The 20603-nt window shown below is 48.7% G+C and carries 31 protein-coding genes, 1 tRNA gene and 3 pseudogenes; 25 read left to right on the forward strand and 10 right to left on the reverse strand.

What is annotated here, in order from left to right; all coding sequences use genetic code 11:
* Window positions 1-138 precede the first annotated feature (138 nt).
* The 9 genes and pseudogenes from OGX97_RS10395 to OGX97_RS10435 form a co-directional block, all read right to left on the reverse strand.
* Window positions 139-1149 carry a tyrosine-type recombinase/integrase gene (locus tag OGX97_RS10395; RefSeq protein ID WP_279851078.1) on the reverse strand — a complete coding sequence of 337 codons (1011 nt, stop codon included), beginning with the start codon at window positions 1147-1149 and terminating at the stop codon, window positions 139-141.
* Window positions 1149-1376 (reverse strand): DUF4224 domain-containing protein, encoded by a 228-nt coding sequence (locus tag OGX97_RS10400; protein ID WP_065944714.1) that lies wholly within the window; start codon window positions 1374-1376, stop codon window positions 1149-1151. Before OGX97_RS10400 ends, OGX97_RS10395 begins: the two co-directional genes overlap by 1 nt.
* A 541-nt stretch (window positions 1377-1917) precedes the next feature.
* Window positions 1918-2205, reverse strand: a pseudogene (locus tag OGX97_RS10405) (DUF550 domain-containing protein); the annotation flags it as partial.
* A 149-nt stretch (window positions 2206-2354) separates the two neighbouring features.
* The gene (locus OGX97_RS10410) at window positions 2355-2732 is read right to left on the reverse strand and encodes an HNH endonuclease (protein WP_279851077.1); all 378 of its coding nucleotides are present in this window, start codon (window positions 2730-2732) and stop codon (window positions 2355-2357) included.
* Window position 2733: 1 nt separating this feature from the next.
* Window positions 2734-3279 carry an ead/Ea22-like family protein gene (locus tag OGX97_RS10415; RefSeq protein WP_279851075.1) on the reverse strand — a complete coding sequence of 182 codons (546 nt, stop codon included), beginning with the start codon at window positions 3277-3279 and terminating at the stop codon, window positions 2734-2736.
* A complete protein-coding gene (locus OGX97_RS10420; protein ID WP_279851073.1) occupies window positions 3276-3869 on the reverse strand; it encodes a hypothetical protein in 594 nt (197 codons plus the stop codon). Before OGX97_RS10420 ends, OGX97_RS10415 begins: the two co-directional genes overlap by 4 nt.
* A complete protein-coding gene (locus OGX97_RS10425) occupies window positions 3853-4893 on the reverse strand; it encodes a chromosome partitioning protein ParB (RefSeq protein WP_279851072.1) in 1041 nt (346 codons plus the stop codon). The genes OGX97_RS10420 and OGX97_RS10425 overlap by 17 nt, the downstream gene beginning before the upstream one ends.
* Window positions 4893-5252 (reverse strand): hypothetical protein, encoded by a 360-nt coding sequence (locus tag OGX97_RS10430; RefSeq protein WP_279851071.1) that lies wholly within the window; start codon window positions 5250-5252, stop codon window positions 4893-4895. Before OGX97_RS10430 ends, OGX97_RS10425 begins: the two co-directional genes overlap by 1 nt.
* 344 nt (window positions 5253-5596) lie before the next feature.
* Window positions 5597-5673 (reverse strand) — tRNA-Arg (locus tag OGX97_RS10435).
* Between the two features lie 177 nt (window positions 5674-5850).
* Here OGX97_RS10435 and OGX97_RS10440 point away from each other — a divergent pair.
* Window positions 5851-6306: an ECs1072 family phage-associated protein gene (locus tag OGX97_RS10440; protein ID WP_044702982.1), complete on the forward strand. Its 456-nt coding sequence runs from the start codon at window positions 5851-5853 to the stop codon at window positions 6304-6306.
* Between the two features lie 455 nt (window positions 6307-6761).
* On the opposite strand, the gene OGX97_RS10445 is transcribed toward OGX97_RS10440, so the two are convergent.
* Window positions 6762-7481, reverse strand: coding sequence for a LexA family transcriptional regulator (locus OGX97_RS10445; protein ID WP_032140310.1), 720 nt, complete (start codon window positions 7479-7481; stop codon window positions 6762-6764).
* Between the two features lie 69 nt (window positions 7482-7550).
* Here OGX97_RS10445 and OGX97_RS10450 point away from each other — a divergent pair, with 69 nt between their 5' ends.
* The 24 genes and pseudogenes from OGX97_RS10450 to OGX97_RS10565 all read left to right on the forward strand — a co-directional run.
* Complete coding sequence (locus tag OGX97_RS10450) at window positions 7551-7808, forward strand: transcriptional regulator (RefSeq protein ID WP_024195799.1); 258 nt, start codon at window positions 7551-7553, stop codon at window positions 7806-7808.
* A gap of 31 nt (window positions 7809-7839) precedes the next feature.
* Entirely contained in the window at window positions 7840-8403 is a 564-nt protein-coding gene (locus tag OGX97_RS10455; protein ID WP_279851069.1) for a YmfL family putative regulatory protein, read from the forward strand.
* A 175-nt stretch (window positions 8404-8578) separates the two neighbouring features.
* Window positions 8579-8764, forward strand: coding sequence for a DUF4222 domain-containing protein (locus OGX97_RS10460; protein ID WP_071524480.1), 186 nt, complete (start codon window positions 8579-8581; stop codon window positions 8762-8764).
* Window positions 8748-9692: a conserved phage C-terminal domain-containing protein gene (locus OGX97_RS10465; RefSeq protein WP_065944720.1), complete on the forward strand. Its 945-nt coding sequence runs from the start codon at window positions 8748-8750 to the stop codon at window positions 9690-9692. Before OGX97_RS10460 ends, OGX97_RS10465 begins: the two co-directional genes overlap by 17 nt.
* Before the next feature lie 2 nt (window positions 9693-9694).
* Window positions 9695-10138, forward strand: a complete 444-nt coding sequence (locus OGX97_RS10470; protein WP_151237302.1) for a hypothetical protein — start codon at window positions 9695-9697, stop codon at window positions 10136-10138.
* A complete protein-coding gene (locus OGX97_RS10475) occupies window positions 10138-10806 on the forward strand; it encodes an MT-A70 family methyltransferase (RefSeq protein WP_279851066.1) in 669 nt (222 codons plus the stop codon). The genes OGX97_RS10470 and OGX97_RS10475 overlap by 1 nt, the downstream gene beginning before the upstream one ends.
* The gene (locus OGX97_RS10480; RefSeq protein ID WP_182293492.1) at window positions 10793-11011 is read left to right on the forward strand and encodes a hypothetical protein; all 219 of its coding nucleotides are present in this window, start codon (window positions 10793-10795) and stop codon (window positions 11009-11011) included. The genes OGX97_RS10475 and OGX97_RS10480 overlap by 14 nt, the downstream gene beginning before the upstream one ends.
* 1 nt (window position 11012) lies before the next feature.
* Complete coding sequence (locus OGX97_RS10485) at window positions 11013-11333, forward strand: LexA family protein (RefSeq protein ID WP_182293490.1); 321 nt, start codon at window positions 11013-11015, stop codon at window positions 11331-11333.
* Window positions 11330-11719: a RusA family crossover junction endodeoxyribonuclease gene (locus OGX97_RS10490; protein WP_151237309.1), complete on the forward strand. Its 390-nt coding sequence runs from the start codon at window positions 11330-11332 to the stop codon at window positions 11717-11719. The genes OGX97_RS10485 and OGX97_RS10490 overlap by 4 nt, the downstream gene beginning before the upstream one ends.
* A gap of 25 nt (window positions 11720-11744) precedes the next feature.
* Window positions 11745-12461 carry a phage antirepressor KilAC domain-containing protein gene (locus OGX97_RS10495; protein WP_341769311.1) on the forward strand — a complete coding sequence of 239 codons (717 nt, stop codon included), beginning with the start codon at window positions 11745-11747 and terminating at the stop codon, window positions 12459-12461.
* The gene (locus OGX97_RS10500) at window positions 12458-13447 is read left to right on the forward strand and encodes a DUF968 domain-containing protein (RefSeq protein ID WP_279851063.1); all 990 of its coding nucleotides are present in this window, start codon (window positions 12458-12460) and stop codon (window positions 13445-13447) included. The genes OGX97_RS10495 and OGX97_RS10500 overlap by 4 nt, the downstream gene beginning before the upstream one ends.
* A 14-nt stretch (window positions 13448-13461) precedes the next feature.
* Window positions 13462-14040: a DUF1133 family protein gene (locus OGX97_RS10505; RefSeq protein ID WP_235127068.1), complete on the forward strand. Its 579-nt coding sequence runs from the start codon at window positions 13462-13464 to the stop codon at window positions 14038-14040.
* Window positions 14041-14298: 258 nt separating this feature from the next.
* Window positions 14299-14595: a hypothetical protein gene (locus tag OGX97_RS10510; RefSeq protein WP_100272242.1), complete on the forward strand. Its 297-nt coding sequence runs from the start codon at window positions 14299-14301 to the stop codon at window positions 14593-14595.
* An 11-nt stretch (window positions 14596-14606) separates the two neighbouring features.
* Window positions 14607-15110, forward strand: a complete 504-nt coding sequence (locus OGX97_RS10515) for a hypothetical protein (RefSeq protein WP_100272243.1) — start codon at window positions 14607-14609, stop codon at window positions 15108-15110.
* A 97-nt stretch (window positions 15111-15207) separates the two neighbouring features.
* Complete coding sequence (locus OGX97_RS10520) at window positions 15208-15594, forward strand: phage holin family protein (protein WP_114675611.1); 387 nt, start codon at window positions 15208-15210, stop codon at window positions 15592-15594.
* Window positions 15581-15862, forward strand: coding sequence for a phage holin family protein (locus OGX97_RS10525; RefSeq protein ID WP_072161075.1), 282 nt, complete (start codon window positions 15581-15583; stop codon window positions 15860-15862). Before OGX97_RS10520 ends, OGX97_RS10525 begins: the two co-directional genes overlap by 14 nt.
* Window positions 15862-16479, forward strand: a complete 618-nt coding sequence (locus OGX97_RS10530; RefSeq protein ID WP_279851129.1) for a glycoside hydrolase family 19 protein — start codon at window positions 15862-15864, stop codon at window positions 16477-16479. Before OGX97_RS10525 ends, OGX97_RS10530 begins: the two co-directional genes overlap by 1 nt.
* Complete coding sequence (locus OGX97_RS10535) at window positions 16476-17003, forward strand: DUF2514 domain-containing protein (protein ID WP_279851131.1); 528 nt, start codon at window positions 16476-16478, stop codon at window positions 17001-17003. The genes OGX97_RS10530 and OGX97_RS10535 overlap by 4 nt, the downstream gene beginning before the upstream one ends.
* A gap of 162 nt (window positions 17004-17165) precedes the next feature.
* A complete protein-coding gene (locus tag OGX97_RS10540; RefSeq protein WP_215532526.1) occupies window positions 17166-17330 on the forward strand; it encodes a YnfU family zinc-binding protein in 165 nt (54 codons plus the stop codon).
* 66 nt (window positions 17331-17396) lie between these two features.
* Window positions 17397-17593 (forward strand): annotated as a pseudogene (locus OGX97_RS10545) (hypothetical protein).
* A 97-nt stretch (window positions 17594-17690) separates the two neighbouring features.
* Window positions 17691-18077, forward strand: a complete 387-nt coding sequence (locus OGX97_RS10550) for a hypothetical protein (protein WP_008322456.1) — start codon at window positions 17691-17693, stop codon at window positions 18075-18077.
* 76 nt (window positions 18078-18153) lie between these two features.
* Window positions 18154-18285: pseudogene (locus OGX97_RS10555) on the forward strand (HNH endonuclease); the annotation flags it as partial.
* Window positions 18286-18545: 260 nt separating this feature from the next.
* Window positions 18546-19091, forward strand: a complete 546-nt coding sequence (locus OGX97_RS10560) for a terminase small subunit (RefSeq protein WP_000453624.1) — start codon at window positions 18546-18548, stop codon at window positions 19089-19091.
* The coding region (locus tag OGX97_RS10565; RefSeq protein WP_286592364.1) for a phage terminase large subunit family protein at window positions 19066-20603 on the forward strand (1538 nt) is incomplete at its 3' end. The genes OGX97_RS10560 and OGX97_RS10565, both read left to right, overlap by 26 nt.

The following is a 20603-nucleotide window of genomic DNA, read 5'->3' on the forward strand; positions in this document are numbered from 1 at the left end:
ACTCCGGGTACCATGGGAAAGAACAGAATAATCAAAGCAATAAGCAGTGTCGTGAAACCACCTACGGGTGGTTTTTTTGTTTTTGTGCACCATCTTCACCATTGCTTCGCCATTCAGCTTCGCCATAAAAAGAGGGCATTACTGCCCCCCAACTACCGGAACAACAGAAATTCTTCGATTATATCGGGCTGTTTGTGAGGCGTTTTTATGACCTGAGATTTCCTGCTTTTCACTCAGCGTACCCTTAAGATCGGAGATCCCTTTTGCTTTCAAATCATGGAAAGTGAACTGGAAATCCAAGTCAGGGAATTTCTCTGCAGCAAGTTTTTTGGCCTTCATCCATTGCGCATTAAAAGCATCTCGGGTGTATCGCAGACCTGATGGCTGGTGGATGACAAAAATACTGACCATACCGCTGTTGAGAGGAATGCTGTCAGCAAGATTAACGGCATCCTCCAGACGTTTAGTCCAGGCCTTGATCTGGCTAACTGCGGTTTTACTCTGCTGAATTAAAATTCCTTCGCTCAATAATTGACTCTTTTTGAGGTCAAGAATGTCTCCCTGGCGGGCGCAACATAGATATGCCAACTCCATTGCAACTTTTACGGGAATAGAAGCAACGCTATAAAGTGCATCATATTCCCTATCGCTAATATAACGGGTCCGAGCCTGCTCTTTAAATTGCTTTACGCCCTGGCAAGGATTCATCTTCACCTTTCCTCGTTCGTATGCCCACCGAAACACCCTGGACATAAATGCTTTCTCGCGGTTTGCCTGAACCCTGCTCTTAACACCTCGTTTATCCATATATTTTCTGATGTGCTCTGGCTTGATGTTATCCGGCTTCATTTTCCCGAAGACAACATTTACCTTTGAACCGTATTTTCTGTAGTCTTTACGTGTTTCAGTTGCTAACTCGTGGAAATCACCGGAATTAAAGAATTCTTCACAAAGTGCGTTGAAGTTCGTACCAACCTTTAAATCGTTTATGAAGTTTTCGTAAGCTGCCCATACCTGCGATTTTGTTAGATCAGGATTGCACAACCTGACGGTACGACCATCTGTTGTACGAAACTCATAAGCAGATTTTCCCCGTCGAACGCGAGGAGGCATCCAGTTATCCTCAGGGTTTTTGCGAGCTCTAGACATTACATATCCTTAAAGTTTGGTTCTTCTTCCTCTGGATTGCTCACTATTAACTTAAGTCCAACAGGGTTTGATACATGATCCCATGTTGTTCCTGGCCTTCCGTCCTTGCGTGGGATAAAAAATACCCCACTATCCCTCAGAGCTTTACACTGTAGGGAAGGGCGACGATAACCAGTTAATTGATAGAGGTCATCTGGAGTAAGAAAACGTTGGATTTGTCCGCTCATAGTTAGTTCTCCACTTAAACCGGCTGCACCCGGTTACTTCATTCTGTAAGCACACGATGAACACCCGTGACGGGTTCCATCGTTGCAATTTCGACATAATGGATATTCTTTCGATCCCTTCCCATTTAGCTGATGAAGTATCTCTACTGGCACCATTACCGGCATTGGTACACGAATCACCATGCTTCTTAGTTCAGCAATTTCGTTTGCCTGTTCGAACACTCGCGCCTTACAGTACTCAGCTTCAGATTTCCACCATGCTACATCGGCTTTCAGTCGGCGTATGCGACGCTGTTTTAGCTTGCTCACCATATGCCATATCCCGTCATAGAAACTAACTGGCAGATCGCTAGCATCACCACGGTAATAACAACCACTTTAACTGGCGGCATCACTTCACCTCCTGCAGAGGTGCTGCTGGCAAATCGCATCCCATACATGGACACGGGAAGGTATTTGCGGATTTTTTCCAACGGAAATAACCTGTACCGCCGCAGTATTTGCAGGCCGTCCCCTCCGGAGCCACAAACGAGTTGTCGGATTCCTTGATATGTAGCCTTGGCTCACCGTCTTTCGGCTCAGGCCATTCGCGCTGTTTGTTAACCGCCAACTTTTCCACCATCGCCTGGGTAATCTGCTCGTCACTGATACCGGCACGACGTTGCGCATCCCATAACAGGAATTGCATGTCAGCCCATTCGCTAAGGTCGCCGGGTTCAGCAGCAGCCTCGAGCGCTTCTTTGGAAAGGTGCTTTAGCGGACCAACTGGACCGACATCGCCGAAAGTAGCCAGTGACCATGCTGCATGTTCACGGCGTACCAGTTCGCGAGAAATCATCCCATCAATCACCTTCACAGCATCAGCCATTGCGTAGCCGAGATTACCGCCGTCGCTTTGTGCTGCTGATTTGCTGAGTATTTCGCGTATCTGGTGCAGGCGATCGAGTGATACAGGACCGTTCGCCGGGTGGTTAGTTGTCATGCTGACGCTCCTTCTTGATACTGTTCGAACCAGAACACAACTGGCGCGTTAGTCTGTTTAACCAGGCCAAATGATTCCGCTGTGCGGTAACTTCTTGACGCCCGACGAGTCACATCAACCTGAGTGGCTATGCGGCTGCGAAAGTCTTCTACTGTGCTGCACATTTTGAACAAGTTGCATGGAATGCATGCTGGAACCATGTTGCTGACAGTGTCATTTTCTGGCCTGTCCATTGCGTAGCCGTTGCTGATATTTCTTCTTACCGCTTCTACATGGTCTGCATGCCACTTATCGCCAAGCTCGCAGCCGCAATAAGCACAGCGACCGCCAAACTTCATGCGTAGCTCTGCACGTTGTTTTTTCGTCAGCGCCATCTCACTCCCCCTTCACGCCAATGCCAGCGGCGCGGATTGCATCGGCGCATTCTTCCAGTGCAAAGTTATATTTATCAGCGGCTAGGCCGTAACCTTTAGGATACGGATTAGGCAGAATTACTGTGCGCGATTCCAGTTCTTCAATCCGCTCCCGATAGTCAGCAACCATCCGGCGTACCTGCTCCAACGGTGTAACGCTGCCACCATCTGGAGGGTCCATGTACTGAGTGCCGGGTAGGAGTTCGCAGAGGGCATTATCCAGTTCTTCCTGCTTTTCACGCGCATCCCGCATATCGTCACGCATAGCAATCGCAACTGCTTCAAGAGAATCTTTGTCGCGCTGTAGTTGGAGGTTTTCATTCAGCAGTTCCAGTGCTGTTTCTGGTCCAAAGTTAAGGTTGAAGGCATTTGCAGCATCAACATCACCGTCAACGTTCAGCAAAGCCTCATCAAATAGCTCATCGTTTGGCATCATCAGCAGGCGCTTCATCGCCGGTAATGCCTTCTCTGCCGCTTCACGAAGCGCCTGTTTGTTGAGTGCTGTCATTGGGCTGCCTCCTGGCGAAGAATTTCAGCAAAGACTTTCAACTCGTAGATATCCCTGCGAATAGAATCCCGAACTGCACCAATAGCAAAAGTGTCAGGGTGCATACCGTCTAATTGCTGCTGTTTAACCTCAATCATGCGCTCCACACCCTGCGCCCGCACTTCAGCCAGGAAAGCGTCGGTGGCTGGGGTTTCCATTGAGCGATAAAGCGCAACGATGTCGTCAGTTTCGCTTGGCTCTTCGTGTGAGCAGTTAGGACATACAGCGATAGAGCCTGCATGTTGTTCAATCAGAGATTTTAAATCAGCGTTCTCAGCAACTACCCCCGCCAGCTCCCTGCACTTGCTATCGGCGTTAGCGAGCTGTACTGCCATCTCTGTGATTTTCAGTTCCAGATTGTGAATAGTCGCGTCTGCTGCACGGAACTCGCGCTGGGATTCCGTTAAATTTGAGCAGGCGTTTTGAATTGAGTAGGCCAAAATTGCAGTATCACGATCATCTGATTCTTCAGCTTTAACCTGCAACTGAACCGCCAGGCTGAAGAGATCAGCAATTTGAGTTTCTGTCATACGGTTATTGATCGTTTGCATTGGTATGTACCTGCTGAAGTTTGTGTTGTTTAACGAAGTGGGCCACTGCTTTTGACTGGCTGGCGATTATTTTTCTGTCACCTAGGTCGAGCGTGACGTTCTTACCGCGATAAATTATTGCCGAGCCGATTTCCTTACCGTCCAGCTTCACATACAGCACTTTACCGATAATCTCTGTCGTAGGGATTGGCTGTGAAAGGCGATAGGTTTCGCGAGCTTCAGCAATGGTTTTATATTCGTCGATTATCGACAGGGCTTCAGCCAGTGCAGTGCCTTGCAAAGTGAACACGCCTTCATCGCTGATTGTCGCCATGGCCATCAGTTCCACGAAACGGCGAGCACTTTTAATGTTGAGTTCTGGCGCGATAGAACTGCGCGTAACCTTTGTTTTCCCCTGGGCGGCGGCTACTGCTTTATCGTGCTGGAGAACCTCACCAGCCTGTTCGCCAAACTCACGAACGCGTTCAACGGCAACATCAACAGACACAGCCCCTGATTTAACTTCTTGCTGAACGTCATGGTTCGCTGTGCTGAGTAGAAGAAGCTTTTCTACGGTCGCTACAGACTTATTGACCAGTTTTGCAATCTCGCTGGTGGTCTGGTTGAAAGCGTTATGCAGCTCTTGAATAACAGAAGCCTGTTCAATATCAGAAAGGGGGAGTTGGTTATTACTGGTCATGATGCGAGCCAGACGCTGCACATCGTTACCGTTGAACGGCATGATATGAATACGGTCTACTGGCTTACCAGCTTCAGCACAACGTGCGTAGCAGCGACGACGACGGTGGCCTTCAACTACCCACACACCGCCTTCATCACGTGCGATAACCTCCAGCGGAGGAACGGTGCCACCGTTCATCAGATAGTTAAACAGGTCGTCATCTGCCTGGCGGGTACGTTCGTCGTCTTCACGCTTGTTGAAACCTTCACGCACGTGGATATGTTCAAGGCTGATAAACATCCCGGTATCGGTGCGCTTGATGGTCCCGTCACGGGACATCTGTTTGAATGAGTTGGCGGCCATCACTTAGCCCCTTCATTCATCACAACATTTGTTACCGGAGTTAACTCATGCAGTTCGCGCTTAGCTTCCAGAAGGTGCATGTTGCTGCGTGTTTTTGTGTGTCTTTCAACAATGCGATCGCATTCTTTTGCCCAGCAGATAACGTCATCGCGTAATACGGTGTTCTCAATAGCCAGCGACTTACGCTGCTCCATTGACTCGCACAGTGCGACACCCTGAACATCGTAGCGGTTCGCCAGTTCATTCATCAGCCACTGGGAAGCAGGTGGCAGGAGAGGGGCAGCTTTATGGGCTGCATCGATCAGTTGCTCTCTGGTCATACGTGGTTGTAACTCAGTGACGTTCTGTGTGGTCGTCATGGTTAGTTTCTCCGTGTTATATGCGCCCTGCACAGCGCTGAATTTTGGTTGCACGAATCCCTCGCCAAAAGGCGAATAAAAGTTTTGGTTTCGTTTCAGTAAATGCCCCATGAAGAGGCACTTAGTGAAACGTGCGACTGCAATCGCCGGTTAGTTTCTCCACTCAATTGAAAGCGCGTTCCGCTGGTTTTGGATTTAACGAACTGGCACTTAATGACAAGGGACAGAACGCGCTTTCAGTTGAGTAAAAAGGGCGGTACCAGGGACTTCAAAGGTTGGTACTGGTACCGCCAAGACTCCACACAGCTTTCTTGCTTCCTTGAACCACTCTGGCAATGTGATTCTGGTGCAGCATGCAGGGTTCGAACCTACGACCCACGGCTTAGAAGGCCGTTGCTCTATCCAACTGAGCTAATGCCACAACTGGAAGCGCACTCCACGTTTGTTTCACACCTGTCACCCATAACTGGTAGAAAGGAGTGCGCTTTCATGTTGTATGCCTGTCTTTTTCACCACATCAGGCTCGGTGGATCCTGCTATTCCCCAACAACAAGGATTCGGTTAATCTGGATATCCCCAACAATGCAAAGGAAAATGTATGAACAAGAATCTATACAGTCTATTTCTTGAGCATCAGGAAAAGATTGCCAGCACTCGTGGGATTAAGATCAGTGGCTTGGTTGACGCACATGAAATAAATAAAGTCGAATCGAGAGCAACATTTTTGACGTTGCTTGATGCCAGGTTATTTGAGCACCGTAAAAAATACGCTACCCCTTTTAATAACCTTTCTGGAAAGCTCGGGCTTGAACACCTGATATTGGTTAAGTACCACTGGACGCCAGAACAAATCCGCGAGTTAACATTTACTGATTTACTACTTGCAATTCAGGATGAGCTTACCTATCAAAATTCCACCGATGACACAAAAGCCTTCCTTGATCACCGCTACTGGGACTCGATGATTAATCACTTTGAAGATTTTATTGATGAGGAATGGGATCCTGAACTTGCCGCTCGATATTTAAGGTGGCGTCCAGCGATAGACAACTAATCATGCCATCGTACTCGGCTATTAAGGATTGTGATTCCTGCCGGTATCCCTGCAATTCTGAAAGCTGGTCAATCGCAGCCAGCTTTTTTCTCATCCATTGAACTATCTGCTCGTCTGAACAACCATTTGCGATGATTGTTGGTTCGCTATTACTCATAAAGTTAACTCCATCTATGGGGGGAACATTGTTGGGGAATCCAGATTGTTAAAGAGCGAAGCGTCCTATGGGCGCTTTTTTGTTGCCTGCGAATCATCCGGTCATTCATACGCCACCGGCGGCTACTTCGTGGGCGTCCTGCCTGTTCGCTTTCGATGCAATGACTATAGCTACTTTAAGTAGATAATTGCAACAACAAAAAGTAGAAAAATGTAATTTTTAGTAGTGTAGTGTTATGAGGTGAGGAATTGGAGGCGTAAAAAAACCGGCTTTCGCCGGTTTCTTGATGAATTAATTATTAGCCAAACTCTATCATTTTTAGAGGTAAGCATCTGATTAGCTTGCCGAATATGTATAGTTCATTCATTTCATGCTCCTCTATGAAGAAGGGCGGGTAATGTTCATTGTCTGAAAGAACTGCCAGTCGGCGCCCTTTTACCTTCTGCAAACGTTTAACGAACGTACTGTCTTCAAAATTGAACACATAAACGCCGTCGCCGCTGAATTGTTCAACCTTGCTGTCTATGAAAAGCAGGTCCTTTGGGCAAAGCGTGGGCATCATGCTATCGCCATCAACATTTATCATGACGATGCCATCAAGGCTTCTACGACCAAACAACTCGAAGATCCTCTCTTCTGGAATCTCTATTGAGCTCACTATTGTAGGGAATGGTTGGTTTATATATCCGGAACCGGCTGAAGCATGAACATCCAATTGCTCTATTCTGACCGTGCCTTTGGCTGGCGCGTCGCCACCATTAACAGGCACACCATAATCAAGATAAGCCGGTGAGACGGCAAGTCTTTCTGCAATTCGAATCATCTTCTCATCTCTCGGCTTTGCAGTACCAAGAGTGTAGCGCCGCGCCATCTCATACGAGACACCACTGAACTCTGACAATTCTTTAACTCCAATAGATTGCTCTTGGAGAGACCTGTTTAGCCTTTCGGCAAAGTCTTTGTATTTAGCATTTTCCACCATAAGTAGAAGATTAAGCGCACAAGGCATAGTTGTCATTTCTATTTTAAGTTGCTAATAATTGCTACTATAAGTAGTATTGATGCAGGCTTAGTCATAGGAGAACACATGTCATCTCAACACAAGAATGTAACAGCTAAAGCTGTGAAGGCGATCGGGTCGATTTCAGAGGTATCAAGGCGGTTTGAATTCCAATCAGTTCAATCTGTTGCGAACTGGATTGCAAAGAACCGAGTACCTTCTGAAAGAGTTATTCAACTCTGCCAATGGGGCGGATGGGTAGTAACTCCCCATCAATTACGACCTGATATTTATCCGAACAAAAATGACGGCATACCTTCCGCTAACAACAATAGTCAACTTTAAGTTGATTATTAACTACCAGAGGGAAATCAACATGGTAGACAGCATAAATACAGCAATCCGCCTGATGTGTAAGGCACACAAGCATGGTCGCTTAGGTATGGCTTCCGATTTAGGGATGACTATCGACCAGTTCCACAACCATCTGTACCAGAAGTGCGGCAGTCGGTTCTTTACCTTGGCAGAACTGGAACGGATGGAGGACCTGTCTGGTTCTTGTTACTTGGCCGAGTACCAGGCGAACCGCAAAGGGAAATTGCTGGTGGATGTTCCAACTGCTGAGAGCCTGGATAACGTTGAGCTGTACAGCATTGAGATGAAAGCGGCAGCAGCATCTGGTGAGCTGGCTAATGCCAAGATGGCAGCAGCGGCTGATGGGGTAATTGATTCATCAGAGCGCAAAACGCTTTCAGAATTATTCAGTAAGAAGCTCCGCCACCAGATTCACGGGTTCCTGGGATTTATGGCGCTTTATGGGGTTGGTGTTTCAGATCAGGCGATTGACGTATTCGTTTCAACAGGCAGAAAAGGTGACGCCCGCGAGTGTGCAGCTCCGGGCGCCTTGGCGTGTCGTATCAGTGGAGAAACTAACGCATGAACAGTGTAAACCGATTCAGACCAGCTAAGCAATTCAGATGTTTGCCGCTGGTGGGTAAAGATGCCCAGTTCGGCTATGTGGAAATCATAAATAACGCGGCTGATGGAGGCAACTACCAGCCAGCAGACTTGATGGTAGAAGCATTTGTTCAGATGAACGAGAAGGGGCGCGAGGAATGGCTGAAGTTAACCGGCGGTTCAGAGATCACTACGGAGTTCCCGTCAGAGTTGTCCGCTGGGAGCCAGATACACAGCGCGTTATATACCTTCGAGAAGGGTACGAGCATGAGTGCTTCAGCCCTCTTGAGCAATTCCAGCGCAAATTTACAGAGTTAAAGGACGACCATGAGCAGAATATTTGACATCGTCCAGTCTATGTCTGGTCAGAAGAACGTTATTGTTCTTCCAAGGCCATACTTGCTGTTTTTCAAGGATGACCAGCAGGCCCATGCGCTCGCAGCCGTTCTTAACAACCTTGTTTTCTGGTCAGCGTTTGGTTCAGAAGATGGATGGTTCTATAAAACCCATAAGGAACTTGGCCAAGAAGCGGGTGAGCTAACTGAGGATCAAACAGAGCGACTGGTCAAAAAGATTATTACTAAATACCTTCCTGGCGTATTTGAAACGTGCTCTAAGAAAGTAAATGGCACCCCAACTAAGCATTATCGAATGGATGGTGACCTGCTTATTTCTCTAATTTTTCCTGAGAAATCTGAGACCGTGAAAGTACGGAATGGAAAGCGTGAAAGTGCGGGAACCATTCCGCGAAGCCGCGAAAACAAAACCGCGAATAACGGGAATCATGGAAATCGCGAAAGTGCGGAATCCTATCTCTATACAGACGTTAAACCAGACTTAGACATACAGACTAATAAACCTTCTTGTCCGGTTGCGGCGCAACCAGACCGTGAAGTGTTGATCACTGACCAGGCCAAATCGGTGTTATCTCACCTGAACCAGGTCACGAACTCACGCTACCAGGTTTCAACCACGTCAATGCAAAACATCCGAGCACGAATCGGCGAAGGGTTCACCGTTGAAGAGTTGTCGCTGGTGGTGGATTACTGCAACGCGAAGTGGGGCGATGACCTGAAGATGTCTGATTACCTGCGACCACAGACGCTTTTCCAGCCGTCCAAGTTCCCGGGATATCTCAAGTCTGCAAATAACTGGGACAAAGCTGGCCGACCAGAACGAGTGAATGGGGAATGGGCCCGTGAAGATGGCATCTTCAAACCCAGCTTCAAGAACACTGATTACAGCGCTATTCCACCAGGGTTCAGGGGGTAACGATGAGCATTCTGAAAACGGTCCAGATGTTTATTGCCATGAACCCCGGCTCCACGACCAGGGACATCATCGAAGGTCTGACCCAATACAGCCAGGACCAGCTTCAACTCACTGTTTGCCGCCTGCATGGTTCTGGGCTGGCAACGCGTAAACGCGACGGGCGACAATTCCGTTACTACGCGGAACCGCCAGCAGATTGCCACTTCGAGGTGTTTGAACCAACTCCTGAAGTCAGCGCCCTGATGGAAACGGCGAAAGGTCTGGAGTCGAAAGGCCTCTTTCATCGTGCCGCGACGATTTACATGGAGGCGTTCAGCGCATCAGCCATTGAATCAGAGAGGGCGGCTATTCTGGCGGAACGTCAGCGCTGCCTTGGCCTGGCTAAACCAGCGGTTATTGCCGAAGACGGATGCTATCTGGCTGGTCGATTTTCGGGGGGCCGTTAATGAACTATTCACTGATTTACGCCGATCCACCGTGGGAATACGGGAACACTATCAGCAATGGCGCAGCGGAAAACCATTACGGCACGATGAAACTCATCGACATAAAACGCCTGCCTGTTTGGGAACTGGCTGCGGAAGATTCCGTTCTGGCCATGTGGTTCACCGGTACTCACACCCGCGAAGCGATTGAGCTGGCTGAGGCATGGGGGTTTAAGGTTCGGACCATGAAGGGATTCACCTGGGTGAAGTTCAACTCACTGGCTGAGCAGCACATCAACAAAGCGCTTCAGGCTGGTGGAGTAGAGGACTTTTACGACTTCCTCGACCTGTTGAACGCTCAGACCCGAATGAACGGTGGTAACCATACCCGCGCCAATACCGAGGATCTGCTAATTGCCACCAGAGGAAGAGGTCTTGAGCGTCAGGACGCGAGCGTAAAACAGGTTATCTACAGCCCACTCGGCGAGCACAGCCAGAAGCCAGCTGAAGCGCGTTACCGCTTGGAGAAATTATACGGCGATGTGTCACGCATTGAGCTGTTCAGCCGCTGCGCGGAACCTGGCTGGCATCACTGGGGAAATCAGGCAGAAAACCCTGATGTAATCATGTCTCCTGGTTACGTTGGTAAACCTGATCCGCTGCTGGAGGTGTCTTATGCAGGACATTGAGGCACGAAATGCGCTTCGTAACATTGCCAGAAGATGCAACGAGGAAATAACCGCTAAACGCAAGGCTAACCCTGGTATGAATTGTGACGAAATAGCCAGGCCAATTTTTAACGGTGCCATGGGGATGGTTAAGCAGCTTGGCTTTACGCCATCTCATTTGTATCTCGAAGTCGGGATTCTGAACAAGCGGATTAAGGAGCGCTGAAGTGAACAAACTTACCGTGAGACAAAGTGAAGTACTTGGTTCGATCGTGAACTATCAGCGCCGGTTCGGATTCCCTCCAACGATATGTGAACTGGCAGGGCTGATTGGTTGCTCATCACCGAACGCAGCAGCGGAGCATGTTAAGGCCATAGCGAAGAAGGGATTTATCTCAGTAGCGCCAGGGGTTTCCAGGGGGATTACCGTTATTTCAGCAAACGATGAGTCAGACGCGATATCGATCATCAAGTCACTCATTAACGGTGATAGCGATTCAAGAGAACGCGCCTTGTCATGGCTGGAAGCGAGAGGTGTTCAGCAATGAAATTAACGTTGCCATTCCCTCCGAGCGTAAACACATACTACCGAGCCCCAAACAAGGGTTCTCTGAAGGGGAAGCTCCTGATTAGTGAGCGTGGGAGAAAATACAGGAAGGCTGTTTATTCTTCTGTGTTATGGGCATATGGAGGTTTGCCAAGAGCAATCAACATTGATGTTGAAGTGAAAATTATCCTCTATCCGCCTGACAATAGACGCCGTGACTTGGACAACTACAACAAAGCTCTCTTCGATGCTCTTACCAATTCCCACGTATGGGAAGACGACCAGCAGGTAAAGCGGATGCTGATTGAATGGGGGCCAGTAGTTAAGCAGGGGGAAGTTGAAATAACGATAAGCAGATTCAAAACCCTGGCGGGTGCAGCCGCCTGATAAGTGGAGACAGAGCATGCAACAAATGAGCATAACAGTAATGTGTCCGACCCATCATGCAGCGACAGTAGGGCAGCAGATCACCATGTCCAGCCGTGAGATAGCGAAACTGGTCGATTCCCGGCACAGCAATGTCTGCGTAACGATAGAGCGCCTCATGAATTCCGGTGTGATTGAAGGGTATGCTGCATTGCAGTACACCCATCCCCAGAACGGACAGACCTATCATCACTACGAAGTGAATAAGCGTGATAGCTATGTGATCGTTGCCCAGTTGTCACCAGAGTTCACGGCCCGACTTGTTGACCGCTGGCAGGAACTGGAGAACAACGGTGGAATGATGGTTCCCCGGTCACTTCCTGAGGCGCTGCGGCTTGCTGCTGACCTGGCTGAGCAGAAACAACGGCTGAGTGAAGAACTGGCAGTAGCCGCGCCAAAGGCTGAGTTTGTTGACCGTTACGTTATGGCCACCGGTTCAATGACATTCCGACAGGTTGCCAAGCTGCTTAACGCCAAAGAGCCGGAGTTTGCGATGTTCCTGATTGAGAACGGCATTATGTACCGGCTTAACCGTGTTCTCACGCCAAAGAGCAAGCATATCGAAGCAGGGCGCTTCGAGGTGAAGACGGGTACGACAAACCAGACAAATTACGCGTTCAATCAGTCCCGCTTCACCGCCAAGGGTGTTCGTTGGATTGGTGGTCTGTGGGCAGAGCATATTGCTAAGGGGCAGGTAGCGTGAGGGCATTACTGACACCTGAAGTGGCCCCGATGACCGGGGTAGTGATATTTCGCCCAGGCAGTGAACTGATGCATCTGTTCAGACGTGGGCGTGTTCTTATCGAGCCACAGGCAGAGTCAATGGCTGAGTTACCGTCTGGTCTGCTGCCTGAGACAACTCAGGAGCTTCAGAATGATCCGTTAATGCGTGATGTCTTCGAAAATCAGAAGGTCATACATTGTGCTGGTGGACTCAATTCACTGGATGCCTGGCTCGAAAGAAAACTGGAATGTCAGTACCCACACAGCGAGTGGCACGACCGCAACTACACCATCACCCGGCATGCGCCTGGCTCAATCCGCACGTGCTGGGGCTGTGACTTAAAAATTCGTGATCAGTTCACTGAAGGTCTGGCGGGTATAGCACGTGAAAACCTGGTATCCTGGATACTGAAGGTTGTAAACGGCCAATTAGGTTTCAGTGAGGACCACATTCTGACGCTGCCGGAGTTTTGCTGGTGGATGGTCAGGAACGACCTGGCTGACGAGATACCTGAAGCCGTAGCCCATAAAGCTCTTCGTCTGAATGAAGAGACTCACCAGTCGGTAACACGTGAAAGCGATATTGTTCCGACATTACCCGCTCAACAACTGGTGCAGGAGAAAGCGAAAAAGATAGTGGCAATGAAGGTAGACCCGGAGACGCCGGAATCCTTCATGCTTAAACCCAAGCGTCGCCGCTGGGTGAATGAGAAATACACGAGATGGGTTAAGGCCCAGCCGTGCGTCTGCTGTAACAAGCAAGCTGACGACCCCCACCACCTGATTGGCCACGGGCAGGGTGGAATGGGTACAAAAGCACACGACCTGTTTGTGATTCCTCTGTGCAGAGAGCATCACGACGAGTTGCATGCTGATCCTGTGGCATTTGAAGCGAAATACGGTGACCAACTGGTCCTGGTGTTTCGGGTTATAGATCGTGCGCTGGCAATTGGCGTACTGGCGTAAGTGGAGAACGCTAAATGATTAATCCTTCTGAAGTTGGTAAATCTGGTGAAATGGTTCGTCTTCGTACTCTGGAAAGCATCTGGATACAGGGTAAGTTGCGTATGTGGGGTCGCTGGTCTTATATCGGCGGTGGTAGTGGTGGAAACATGTTTAACCAGCTACTTGCATCCGGAAAAATAACAAAGACCGCGATCAACGATGCGCTACGCCGGATGAAAAAAGCGGGTATCAGCAAACCAGAACTGGAAGCATTCTTCAGAGAGATTCTTGAAGGGAAGAATAAAAGCGGCCTTGCATTCTGCACTGATGAGGAAGCAATGGTAGTCAACTCAGTCCTCAGTGAGATTTTAATCCGTTCAGGCAATAAACGTTTATATGACTTGATAGAGGATCGGTATATCAAACGTCTCAGCAAAAAGGCTATGGCCCGAGACCTGAACGAGAAACACCCTGAATGGTGCTTGCGCACATGTGAAAGTCGGATCGATGTTTGGCTAAATGTAGCAGAATCGATGCTATACAAGCCAATGTGTGACGCATTCGCCACAAATAGCGACAGATTTTACTTGAGTTCTTGCGCGGAAAGTGCTTAAATTGTGATAAGCTCGGGACGTTAAAGCGAACTGAGCAACAGAACAAATAGAAACCCGCCATCGTGCGGGTTTTTTTTAGAAAATCAGCCATCATTAAAACCTATTGGCTGATGCTGACATGTTCACAAGCTCTTCATTGCCAAAGTAAAATGCCAATAACTACTATGGTTTTTGGTAGGGTGTTCCGACCATTATTTACAAAAATTACCTTTTGAAGTAATTTTACGGAACATTTCACACATTAGGGAGTCTGCGTTCATGGCTGATGCAGATAAGATGTCGAACATCGCTCAAGTAGCGCAGATTTTTTTTGATAATACGCTTAAGTTTTATGATAAAGCACCGATTATCGCTTCTACGGGTTACTTGTTAATCGCTAGTTCTTTGCCGCTTTTTTTGATCTTACGTTTTTGTGCTAAGATGAAACATCTTGATAATCAAAAAGTAAGAAGTTTGTTACAGGCGCAAGTGTCACTCTATGAAGTTAAGTTAAAGGAAAGTACGCAACCTACAATGACGGCTGCTTCGCAAACTGCGACACCACCGCAAACTTAAGGTTACTAATCATGGAAATGCTCATCCCCCTGATCATTGTCGCTTTTATAGTTATACATGTGATCATGTATGCTTTTACCATTTTTTTGCGCCGCCATTTTATGCTGCCATTAGTTGAAAAATTTCTGGCACGCGAAGATGCTTCCTTATTGCAAAAAAGTATTGCTGTTGATGCATTTCAAGATGCCATTTCAGTCTTGTTACCACTTCATTTGCTGCGTGGGCACCTTGCACTTCGGAGGGATAAAGAGAAACCCTCTACTCTAGATTTGGATGAAGAAAATAGTATCGACCTTCTAAAACATTGCACTGAACCAAGTGATGTAAACAATTCACTTAATGAAATACTTCAGATGATGTTCAGACTGAACAGAAAGTTCAACATGATATTAATGGTTATCAGTTCAATTGCAGGTGTTGATTTTAAAAAATTAGTGTTAGAACTTCAACTTAGTCAGGTTAAATCTGAAGATGGGAATGTCTATGTCGACATTAAGCATCAGCACCAACATTAGTTAAACGACAATTACACAGTTCATAAGGCTCCCGGGTGGGGGCCTTTTTTATTCCCCTCATTCCTGAGAGGACTCACAGAAATAAAGAGGGGGCTAAATGTCCGATCCGATTTCCGGTACTGGGCTGGCTGGTGGTGTCCTGACGGGGGCCAGCGTCTATGGATTTCTGTCCGGAACCGATTACGGCGTGGTGTTTGGCGCATTTGCCGGGGCTGTATTTTACATTGCAACCGCAGCGGATTTGAGTGCAGCGCGCCGCCTGGCATATTTTCTGGTGTCGTATATTGCAGGGATTCTCTGTTCCGGGCTGGTGGGTTCAAAGCTGGCTCAGGCTACCGGCTACAGTGATAAACCACTGGATGCTATTGGTGCCGTAATCGTTTCTGCTTTAGCCGTCAAAATCCTGACGTTCCTGAATAATCAGGATATCGGTTCGCTGGTGGCGCTGATAACGCGCCGGGGAGGTTCAGGTGGTACTAAATGACCCATCGGCAACAATCAATGCGCTGCTTTGCGCTGGGGTAGTGCTGACCTTGATGTTTTATCGTCGCGGCGACTCCCGACATCGACCGTGGATATCTCGCCTGGCGTGGCTGCTTACGGTCATCTACAGCGCCGTTCCGCTGGCATATCTGTGCGGTATCTACCCTTATTCATCGTGGGCCACTATCGGGGCCAACATTATTTTCCTGTCTGTGCTGGTCGCCGTCAGAGGCAACGTGGCACGCCTGGTTGATCATCTGAGGCAATAATGAACCAATCACAATTTCAGCAGGCGGCTGGTATCAGCGCCGGGCTTTCTGCGCGCTGGTTTCCGCACATTGATGCGGCAATGAAAGAGTTTGGAATTACAGCAGTTAACGATCAAGCCATGTTTATTGCACAAGTCGGGCATGAGTCTGCTGGCTTTACTTCGCTGGCAGAGAGTTTCAACTACTCGGTAGACGGGCTGAAGAAAACTTTTGGCAAACGCCTGACGCCTTATCAGTGTGAAATGCTGGGGCGTGTCGATGGTAAGCAGGTGGCCCACCAGCCACAAATAGCCAATCTGGTTTATGGTGACCGCATGGGGAATAACAGCCAGGGTGATGGCTGGAAATATCGTGGTCGTGGCCTGCTTCAAATCACCGGCCGCGAGAACTACGCCAAATGCGGAGCGGCGCTGAAGCTTGATCTGATCAGCACACCAGAGTTGCTGGCAAAGGAGAAGCATGCAGCCCGTTCTGCTGCATGGTTTTTCACATTACGTGGTTGCCTGATGTATTCAGGTGATGTTGTCCGTGTCACGCAGATCATCAACGGTGGCCAGAATGGACTGGCTGACAGAAATAGTCGTTATAACAAAGCGCGGGCGGCGTTGCTGGTATGACAGCGGCCTTTGCTTTCGTTAAGGCGCGGTGGAAAACAATCATTGTTTTGCTGATGTTGGCTGGTGCATTTCTTGCTGGGAACATCTGGAGTGAGCGGGGCTGGCAAAAGAAGTGGGCTGACCGTAATAGCATGGAATCTTCACAGGAAGCGAACGCGCAGACTGCCGCACGCTGGATTGAACAAGGGCGCATAATTGCCCGTGATGAGGCTGTAAAAGATGCACAAGCACAAGCCGCTAAATCTGCTGCCACTGCTGCTGGCCTGTCTGCCACTGTTAGCCAGTTGCGTACCGAAGCAACAAAGCTTGCCGCCCGCCTGGACGCCGCAAAGCACACCGCAGATCTTGCCGCTGCCGTCAGAAGCAAAACAGCCGGAGCCGACGCAGGATTGCTCGCCGACATGCTCGGACGCCTTGCAGAAGAAGCTCGATATTATGCTGGACGAGCTGACGAAAGCTACCGCGCTGGAATGACGTGTGAGCGGATTCATGACTCGGTGAGAGAGTCAAATAGCCAACAATGAGCTTCGCAATCAGCAGTCGCCAGATGAAAGAGAATAAGCATGTACTGGCTGTTGAGCATGAGTACATTATGCATCCACATTTGCTAGTTGGATGACAGCAATTGGTTAATAATTGAACGGAATGCGGTATGATAAACCACATTCATTAAAAGGTCAGCCATCATGTCATTCTTCGATTACGCAATGCAGCGTGTTGGGCTTGTAGCCAATATGACTGTCACGTGTCCGATATGTGGACATAAATCTACTCAGTCGACCACGAAAGTACGTCAGCAACAGGTATTACTTTGCCCAAAGTGTAAATCGCTTTTTATCATTCACAGGTAGTCGGTCGCGATACAAATAACCCTAGGCCTCGCAATAGCGGGGCTTTTTAACAACTGAGGTATGCGCATGACAGTAGTTCTTACAGCTACGCAGATTGAAGACCTGGCAGCCTTTGCGAAAGAAGATGGCCAGCCCCAATACACCACACTACCGGGACAATCCCTGAATTCGAAGCTGATGACGGTGAGGTTATCCCTGAGTACACCGGGCTGATTGCCTATTCCGGGTCACTGGAGCATGGTGTGTTGCAACTCGACGATTAGCGGCATTACAGCAGGCATTCAATGAGTGTCTGCGATAATGCTGTGATATCCTCAAACATGACGTTTTTACTTAAAAACATAAAGTTGAGGTTTTTAAATGGATTTAGTAACAGTTACAACAAAAGAGCAACTAAAGAAAGCGAAAGAAGATAAGGTAGGTGTGATTGTTGTAGAAGGTGAGCTTGCTGAAAAGCTGAAGAAAAGTAAGAAAGTTGCTATTGCAGCAGCAGGGGTTAGCGGTGTCGCTCTGACAGGTTTGATTGCTGCAATTGCTGCTGCACCCGCTACAGGTGGTACATCTTTTTTGCTCTATGCCAGCGCTGCTGGAACATCTGCTGCGACCTTTACTGGAATTGAAATTGCCTCAATAATCCTGGCAAGTTCAATTGGGATTACTCTTCTCGTGGGCATTTTTAAAGATTATGAAGAAATTGAAGCGTCAACATCTGGTGGAATAAAATTAAAAAGAAAACAAAAAGATTAGAATGAAATAGGCGTTTTCCAAACACTTCATCCCTAAGCCACTAGCATACGCTGGTGGTTTTTTTATTGGAGCTTATATGCCGCCAAGAACACCGAAAGCCTGCCGTGTTCGCAGCTGCCGTTCCACTACAACAGACCCATCAGGTTACTGTGAATCCCACAAAGTCGAGGGCTGGAAATCATACAAGCTAGGTCAATCATGGCAGCAGTGCCGTCGATAATGATGTAATTGATAATTAATATCGTTTGCGGGTCCTTTCCGGCGATCCGGCCTGTTACGGGGCGGCGACCTCGCAGATTCTCGCTATTTATGAAAATTTTCAGGCATTTGCCGTTTCCGTTCTTCTTCTCGCTAATTCATTGTTTTAACTGTAAACACCCCCTGAAAAGAAAGGAAATGATAAGCCTTAAAAACGGCTAAATAACCAGAGGGCGTTTCCTTTCTCTGTTTTTGTGTATGGAGTGAGCTATGGAGGTCAACAAAAAGCGTCTTTCTGAAATATTTGGGGTCAGCGTGCGAACCATTCAGAACTGGCAGGATCAGGGAATGCCTGTAGCACGTGGCGGTGGAAAAGGTAATGAGGTCCTCTATGAATCTTCCGCGGCTATCGAATGGTATTCCGCACGCGACGCGGCGATTGAGAATGAGAAATTACGGAAGGAGGTGGAAGATCTTCGTCTTGCATCGGAATCCGACCTTCAGCCTGGTACGATTGACTATGAGCGTCACCGCCTCACCCGAGCGCAGGCAGATGCCCAGGAACTAAAAAATGCAAAAGATTCCGCTGAGGTGGTGGAAACCGCATTCTGCACGTTCGTGCTGTCGCGGATGGCCGGAGAAGTAGCCAGCATTCTTGATGGAGTTCCTCTGTCGGTTCAGCGGCGCTTCCCGGAGCTGGAAAACCGACATATTGATTTCCTCAAGAAGGACATCATTAAAGCCATGAACAAAGCAGCTGCGCTGGATGAAATAATACCGGGGTTGCTGAGTGAATATATCGAACAGTCAGGTTAAGGGGCTGCAGCACTCTGCGCGCGCGGGTCTACTTTCGCTGTACCGACCTGAGCCGCAAACGGCGGTTGAATGGGCAGACGATAATTACTATCTCCCCAAAGAGTCGGCCTACCAGGAAGGGCGCTGGGAAACGTTGCCGTTTCAACGCGCGATCATGAATGCGATGGGTAACGATTACATACGTGAGGTCAACGTTGTTAAGTCTGCCCGTGTTGGCTATTCAAAAATGTTGCTGGGTGTTTATGCGTATTTTATTCAGCACAAGCAGCGAAATTCCCTTATCTGGCTGCCTACTGATGGTGACGCCGAAAACTTTATGAAGTCGCATGTTGAGCCGACGATTCGCGATATTCCGTCACTTCTGGCGCTGGCCCCCTGGTATGGAAAAAAGCACCGGGACAATACGCTCAGTATGAAACGCTTCTCCAACGGTCGCGGGTTCTGGTGTCTGGGTGGTAAAGCGGCGAAAAACTATCGTGAGAAATCGGTCGATGTCGCCGGTTACGATGAACTGGCGGCATTCGATGAAGATATTGAGAAAGAGGGATCCCCGACGTTCCTGGGTGATAAACGTATTGAGGGGTCTGTCTGGCCCAAATCTATTCGCGGCTCAACGCCAAAAACAAAGGGGACCTGCCAGATTGAGCGTGCTGCCAGCGAGTCCGGGCATTTCATGCGTTTTCATGTTTCCTGTCCGCACTGTGGTGAAGAGCAGTACCTGAAGTTCGGCGACAAAGAAACCCCGTTCGGGTTCAAATGGACACCTGGCGATCCCTCCAGCGTCTTTTACCTGTGTGAACATAATGCCTGCGTCATTAAGCAGCAGGAGCTGGATTTCACTGAAGCACGTTACATCTGCGACACCACCGGGATCTGGACGCGCGACGGTTTATCCTGGTTTTCATCAACAGGCACCGAAATTGACCCGCCAGACAGCGTGACGTTTCACATCTGGACGGCATACAGCCCGTTTACCACCTGGATACAGATCGTCAAAGACTGGCTAAAAACGAAAGGGGATACCGGAAAGCGTAAAACCTTCGTGAACACCACTCTGGGCGAAACATGGGAGCCTAAAATTGGTGAACGGCCTGATGCGGAGCTCATGGCCGAACGCAAAGAGTTCTTCGGCGCATCCGTACCGGAGCGTGTTGCTTATCTGACAGCCGGGATCGACTCCCAGTTGGATCGATATGAAATACGCGTCTGGGGATGGGGACCCGGTGAGGAAAGCTGGCTGATTGACCGGCAGATCATTATGGGCCGTCATGATGATGAAGCGACCCTCGTCAGGGTGGACGAGGCGATTAACAAAACCTATCTCCGAAAGAATGGCGTGGAAATGTCGGTATCCCGTATCTGCTGGGATATCGGCGGTATTGACCCCATCATTGTCTACAATCGCTCAAAAAAGCATGGCCTGTTTCGCGTGATCCCGATTAAAGGGGCTTCCGTTTACGGCAAGCCCGTCGCGAATATGCCGCGTAAACGCAACAAGAACGGCGTTTATCT

The sequence above is a fragment of the Citrobacter sp. Cpo061 genome, assembly GCF_030332845.1.
Lineage (GTDB): Bacteria > Pseudomonadota > Gammaproteobacteria > Enterobacterales > Enterobacteriaceae > Citrobacter > Citrobacter portucalensis.

Excerpts from the sequence above, each read along its gene's own strand:
- OGX97_RS10395 (WP_279851078.1), bottom strand. The coding sequence starts at position 1,149 with ATGTCTAGAGCTCGCAAAAACCCTGAGGATAACTGGATGCCTCCTCGC.
- OGX97_RS10400 (WP_065944714.1), bottom strand. The coding sequence starts at position 1,376 with ATGAGCGGACAAATCCAACGTTTTCTTACTCCAGATGACCTCTATCAA.
- OGX97_RS10410 (WP_279851077.1), bottom strand. The coding sequence starts at position 2,732 with ATGGCGCTGACGAAAAAACAACGTGCAGAGCTACGCATGAAGTTTGGC.
- OGX97_RS10415 (WP_279851075.1), bottom strand. The coding sequence starts at position 3,279 with ATGACAGCACTCAACAAACAGGCGCTTCGTGAAGCGGCAGAGAAGGCA.
- OGX97_RS10420 (WP_279851073.1), bottom strand. The coding sequence starts at position 3,869 with ATGCAAACGATCAATAACCGTATGACAGAAACTCAAATTGCTGATCTC.
- OGX97_RS10425 (WP_279851072.1), bottom strand. The coding sequence starts at position 4,893 with ATGGCCGCCAACTCATTCAAACAGATGTCCCGTGACGGGACCATCAAG.
- OGX97_RS10430 (WP_279851071.1), bottom strand. The coding sequence starts at position 5,252 with ATGACGACCACACAGAACGTCACTGAGTTACAACCACGTATGACCAGA.
- OGX97_RS10440 (WP_044702982.1), top strand. The coding sequence starts at position 5,851 with ATGAACAAGAATCTATACAGTCTATTTCTTGAGCATCAGGAAAAGATT.
- OGX97_RS10445 (WP_032140310.1), bottom strand. The coding sequence starts at position 7,481 with ATGACAACTATGCCTTGTGCGCTTAATCTTCTACTTATGGTGGAAAAT.
- OGX97_RS10450 (WP_024195799.1), top strand. The coding sequence starts at position 7,551 with ATGTCATCTCAACACAAGAATGTAACAGCTAAAGCTGTGAAGGCGATC.
- OGX97_RS10455 (WP_279851069.1), top strand. The coding sequence starts at position 7,840 with ATGGTAGACAGCATAAATACAGCAATCCGCCTGATGTGTAAGGCACAC.
- OGX97_RS10460 (WP_071524480.1), top strand. The coding sequence starts at position 8,579 with ATGGCTGAAGTTAACCGGCGGTTCAGAGATCACTACGGAGTTCCCGTC.
- OGX97_RS10465 (WP_065944720.1), top strand. The coding sequence starts at position 8,748 with ATGAGCAGAATATTTGACATCGTCCAGTCTATGTCTGGTCAGAAGAAC.
- OGX97_RS10470 (WP_151237302.1), top strand. The coding sequence starts at position 9,695 with ATGAGCATTCTGAAAACGGTCCAGATGTTTATTGCCATGAACCCCGGC.
- OGX97_RS10475 (WP_279851066.1), top strand. The coding sequence starts at position 10,138 with ATGAACTATTCACTGATTTACGCCGATCCACCGTGGGAATACGGGAAC.
- OGX97_RS10480 (WP_182293492.1), top strand. The coding sequence starts at position 10,793 with ATGCAGGACATTGAGGCACGAAATGCGCTTCGTAACATTGCCAGAAGA.
- OGX97_RS10490 (WP_151237309.1), top strand. The coding sequence starts at position 11,330 with ATGAAATTAACGTTGCCATTCCCTCCGAGCGTAAACACATACTACCGA.
- OGX97_RS10495 (WP_341769311.1), top strand. The coding sequence starts at position 11,745 with ATGAGCATAACAGTAATGTGTCCGACCCATCATGCAGCGACAGTAGGG.
- OGX97_RS10505 (WP_235127068.1), top strand. The coding sequence starts at position 13,462 with ATGATTAATCCTTCTGAAGTTGGTAAATCTGGTGAAATGGTTCGTCTT.
- OGX97_RS10510 (WP_100272242.1), top strand. The coding sequence starts at position 14,299 with ATGGCTGATGCAGATAAGATGTCGAACATCGCTCAAGTAGCGCAGATT.
- OGX97_RS10515 (WP_100272243.1), top strand. The coding sequence starts at position 14,607 with ATGGAAATGCTCATCCCCCTGATCATTGTCGCTTTTATAGTTATACAT.
- OGX97_RS10520 (WP_114675611.1), top strand. The coding sequence starts at position 15,208 with ATGTCCGATCCGATTTCCGGTACTGGGCTGGCTGGTGGTGTCCTGACG.
- OGX97_RS10530 (WP_279851129.1), top strand. The coding sequence starts at position 15,862 with ATGAACCAATCACAATTTCAGCAGGCGGCTGGTATCAGCGCCGGGCTT.
- OGX97_RS10535 (WP_279851131.1), top strand. The coding sequence starts at position 16,476 with ATGACAGCGGCCTTTGCTTTCGTTAAGGCGCGGTGGAAAACAATCATT.
- OGX97_RS10540 (WP_215532526.1), top strand. The coding sequence starts at position 17,166 with ATGTCATTCTTCGATTACGCAATGCAGCGTGTTGGGCTTGTAGCCAAT.
- OGX97_RS10550 (WP_008322456.1), top strand. The coding sequence starts at position 17,691 with ATGGATTTAGTAACAGTTACAACAAAAGAGCAACTAAAGAAAGCGAAA.
- OGX97_RS10560 (WP_000453624.1), top strand. The coding sequence starts at position 18,546 with ATGGAGGTCAACAAAAAGCGTCTTTCTGAAATATTTGGGGTCAGCGTG.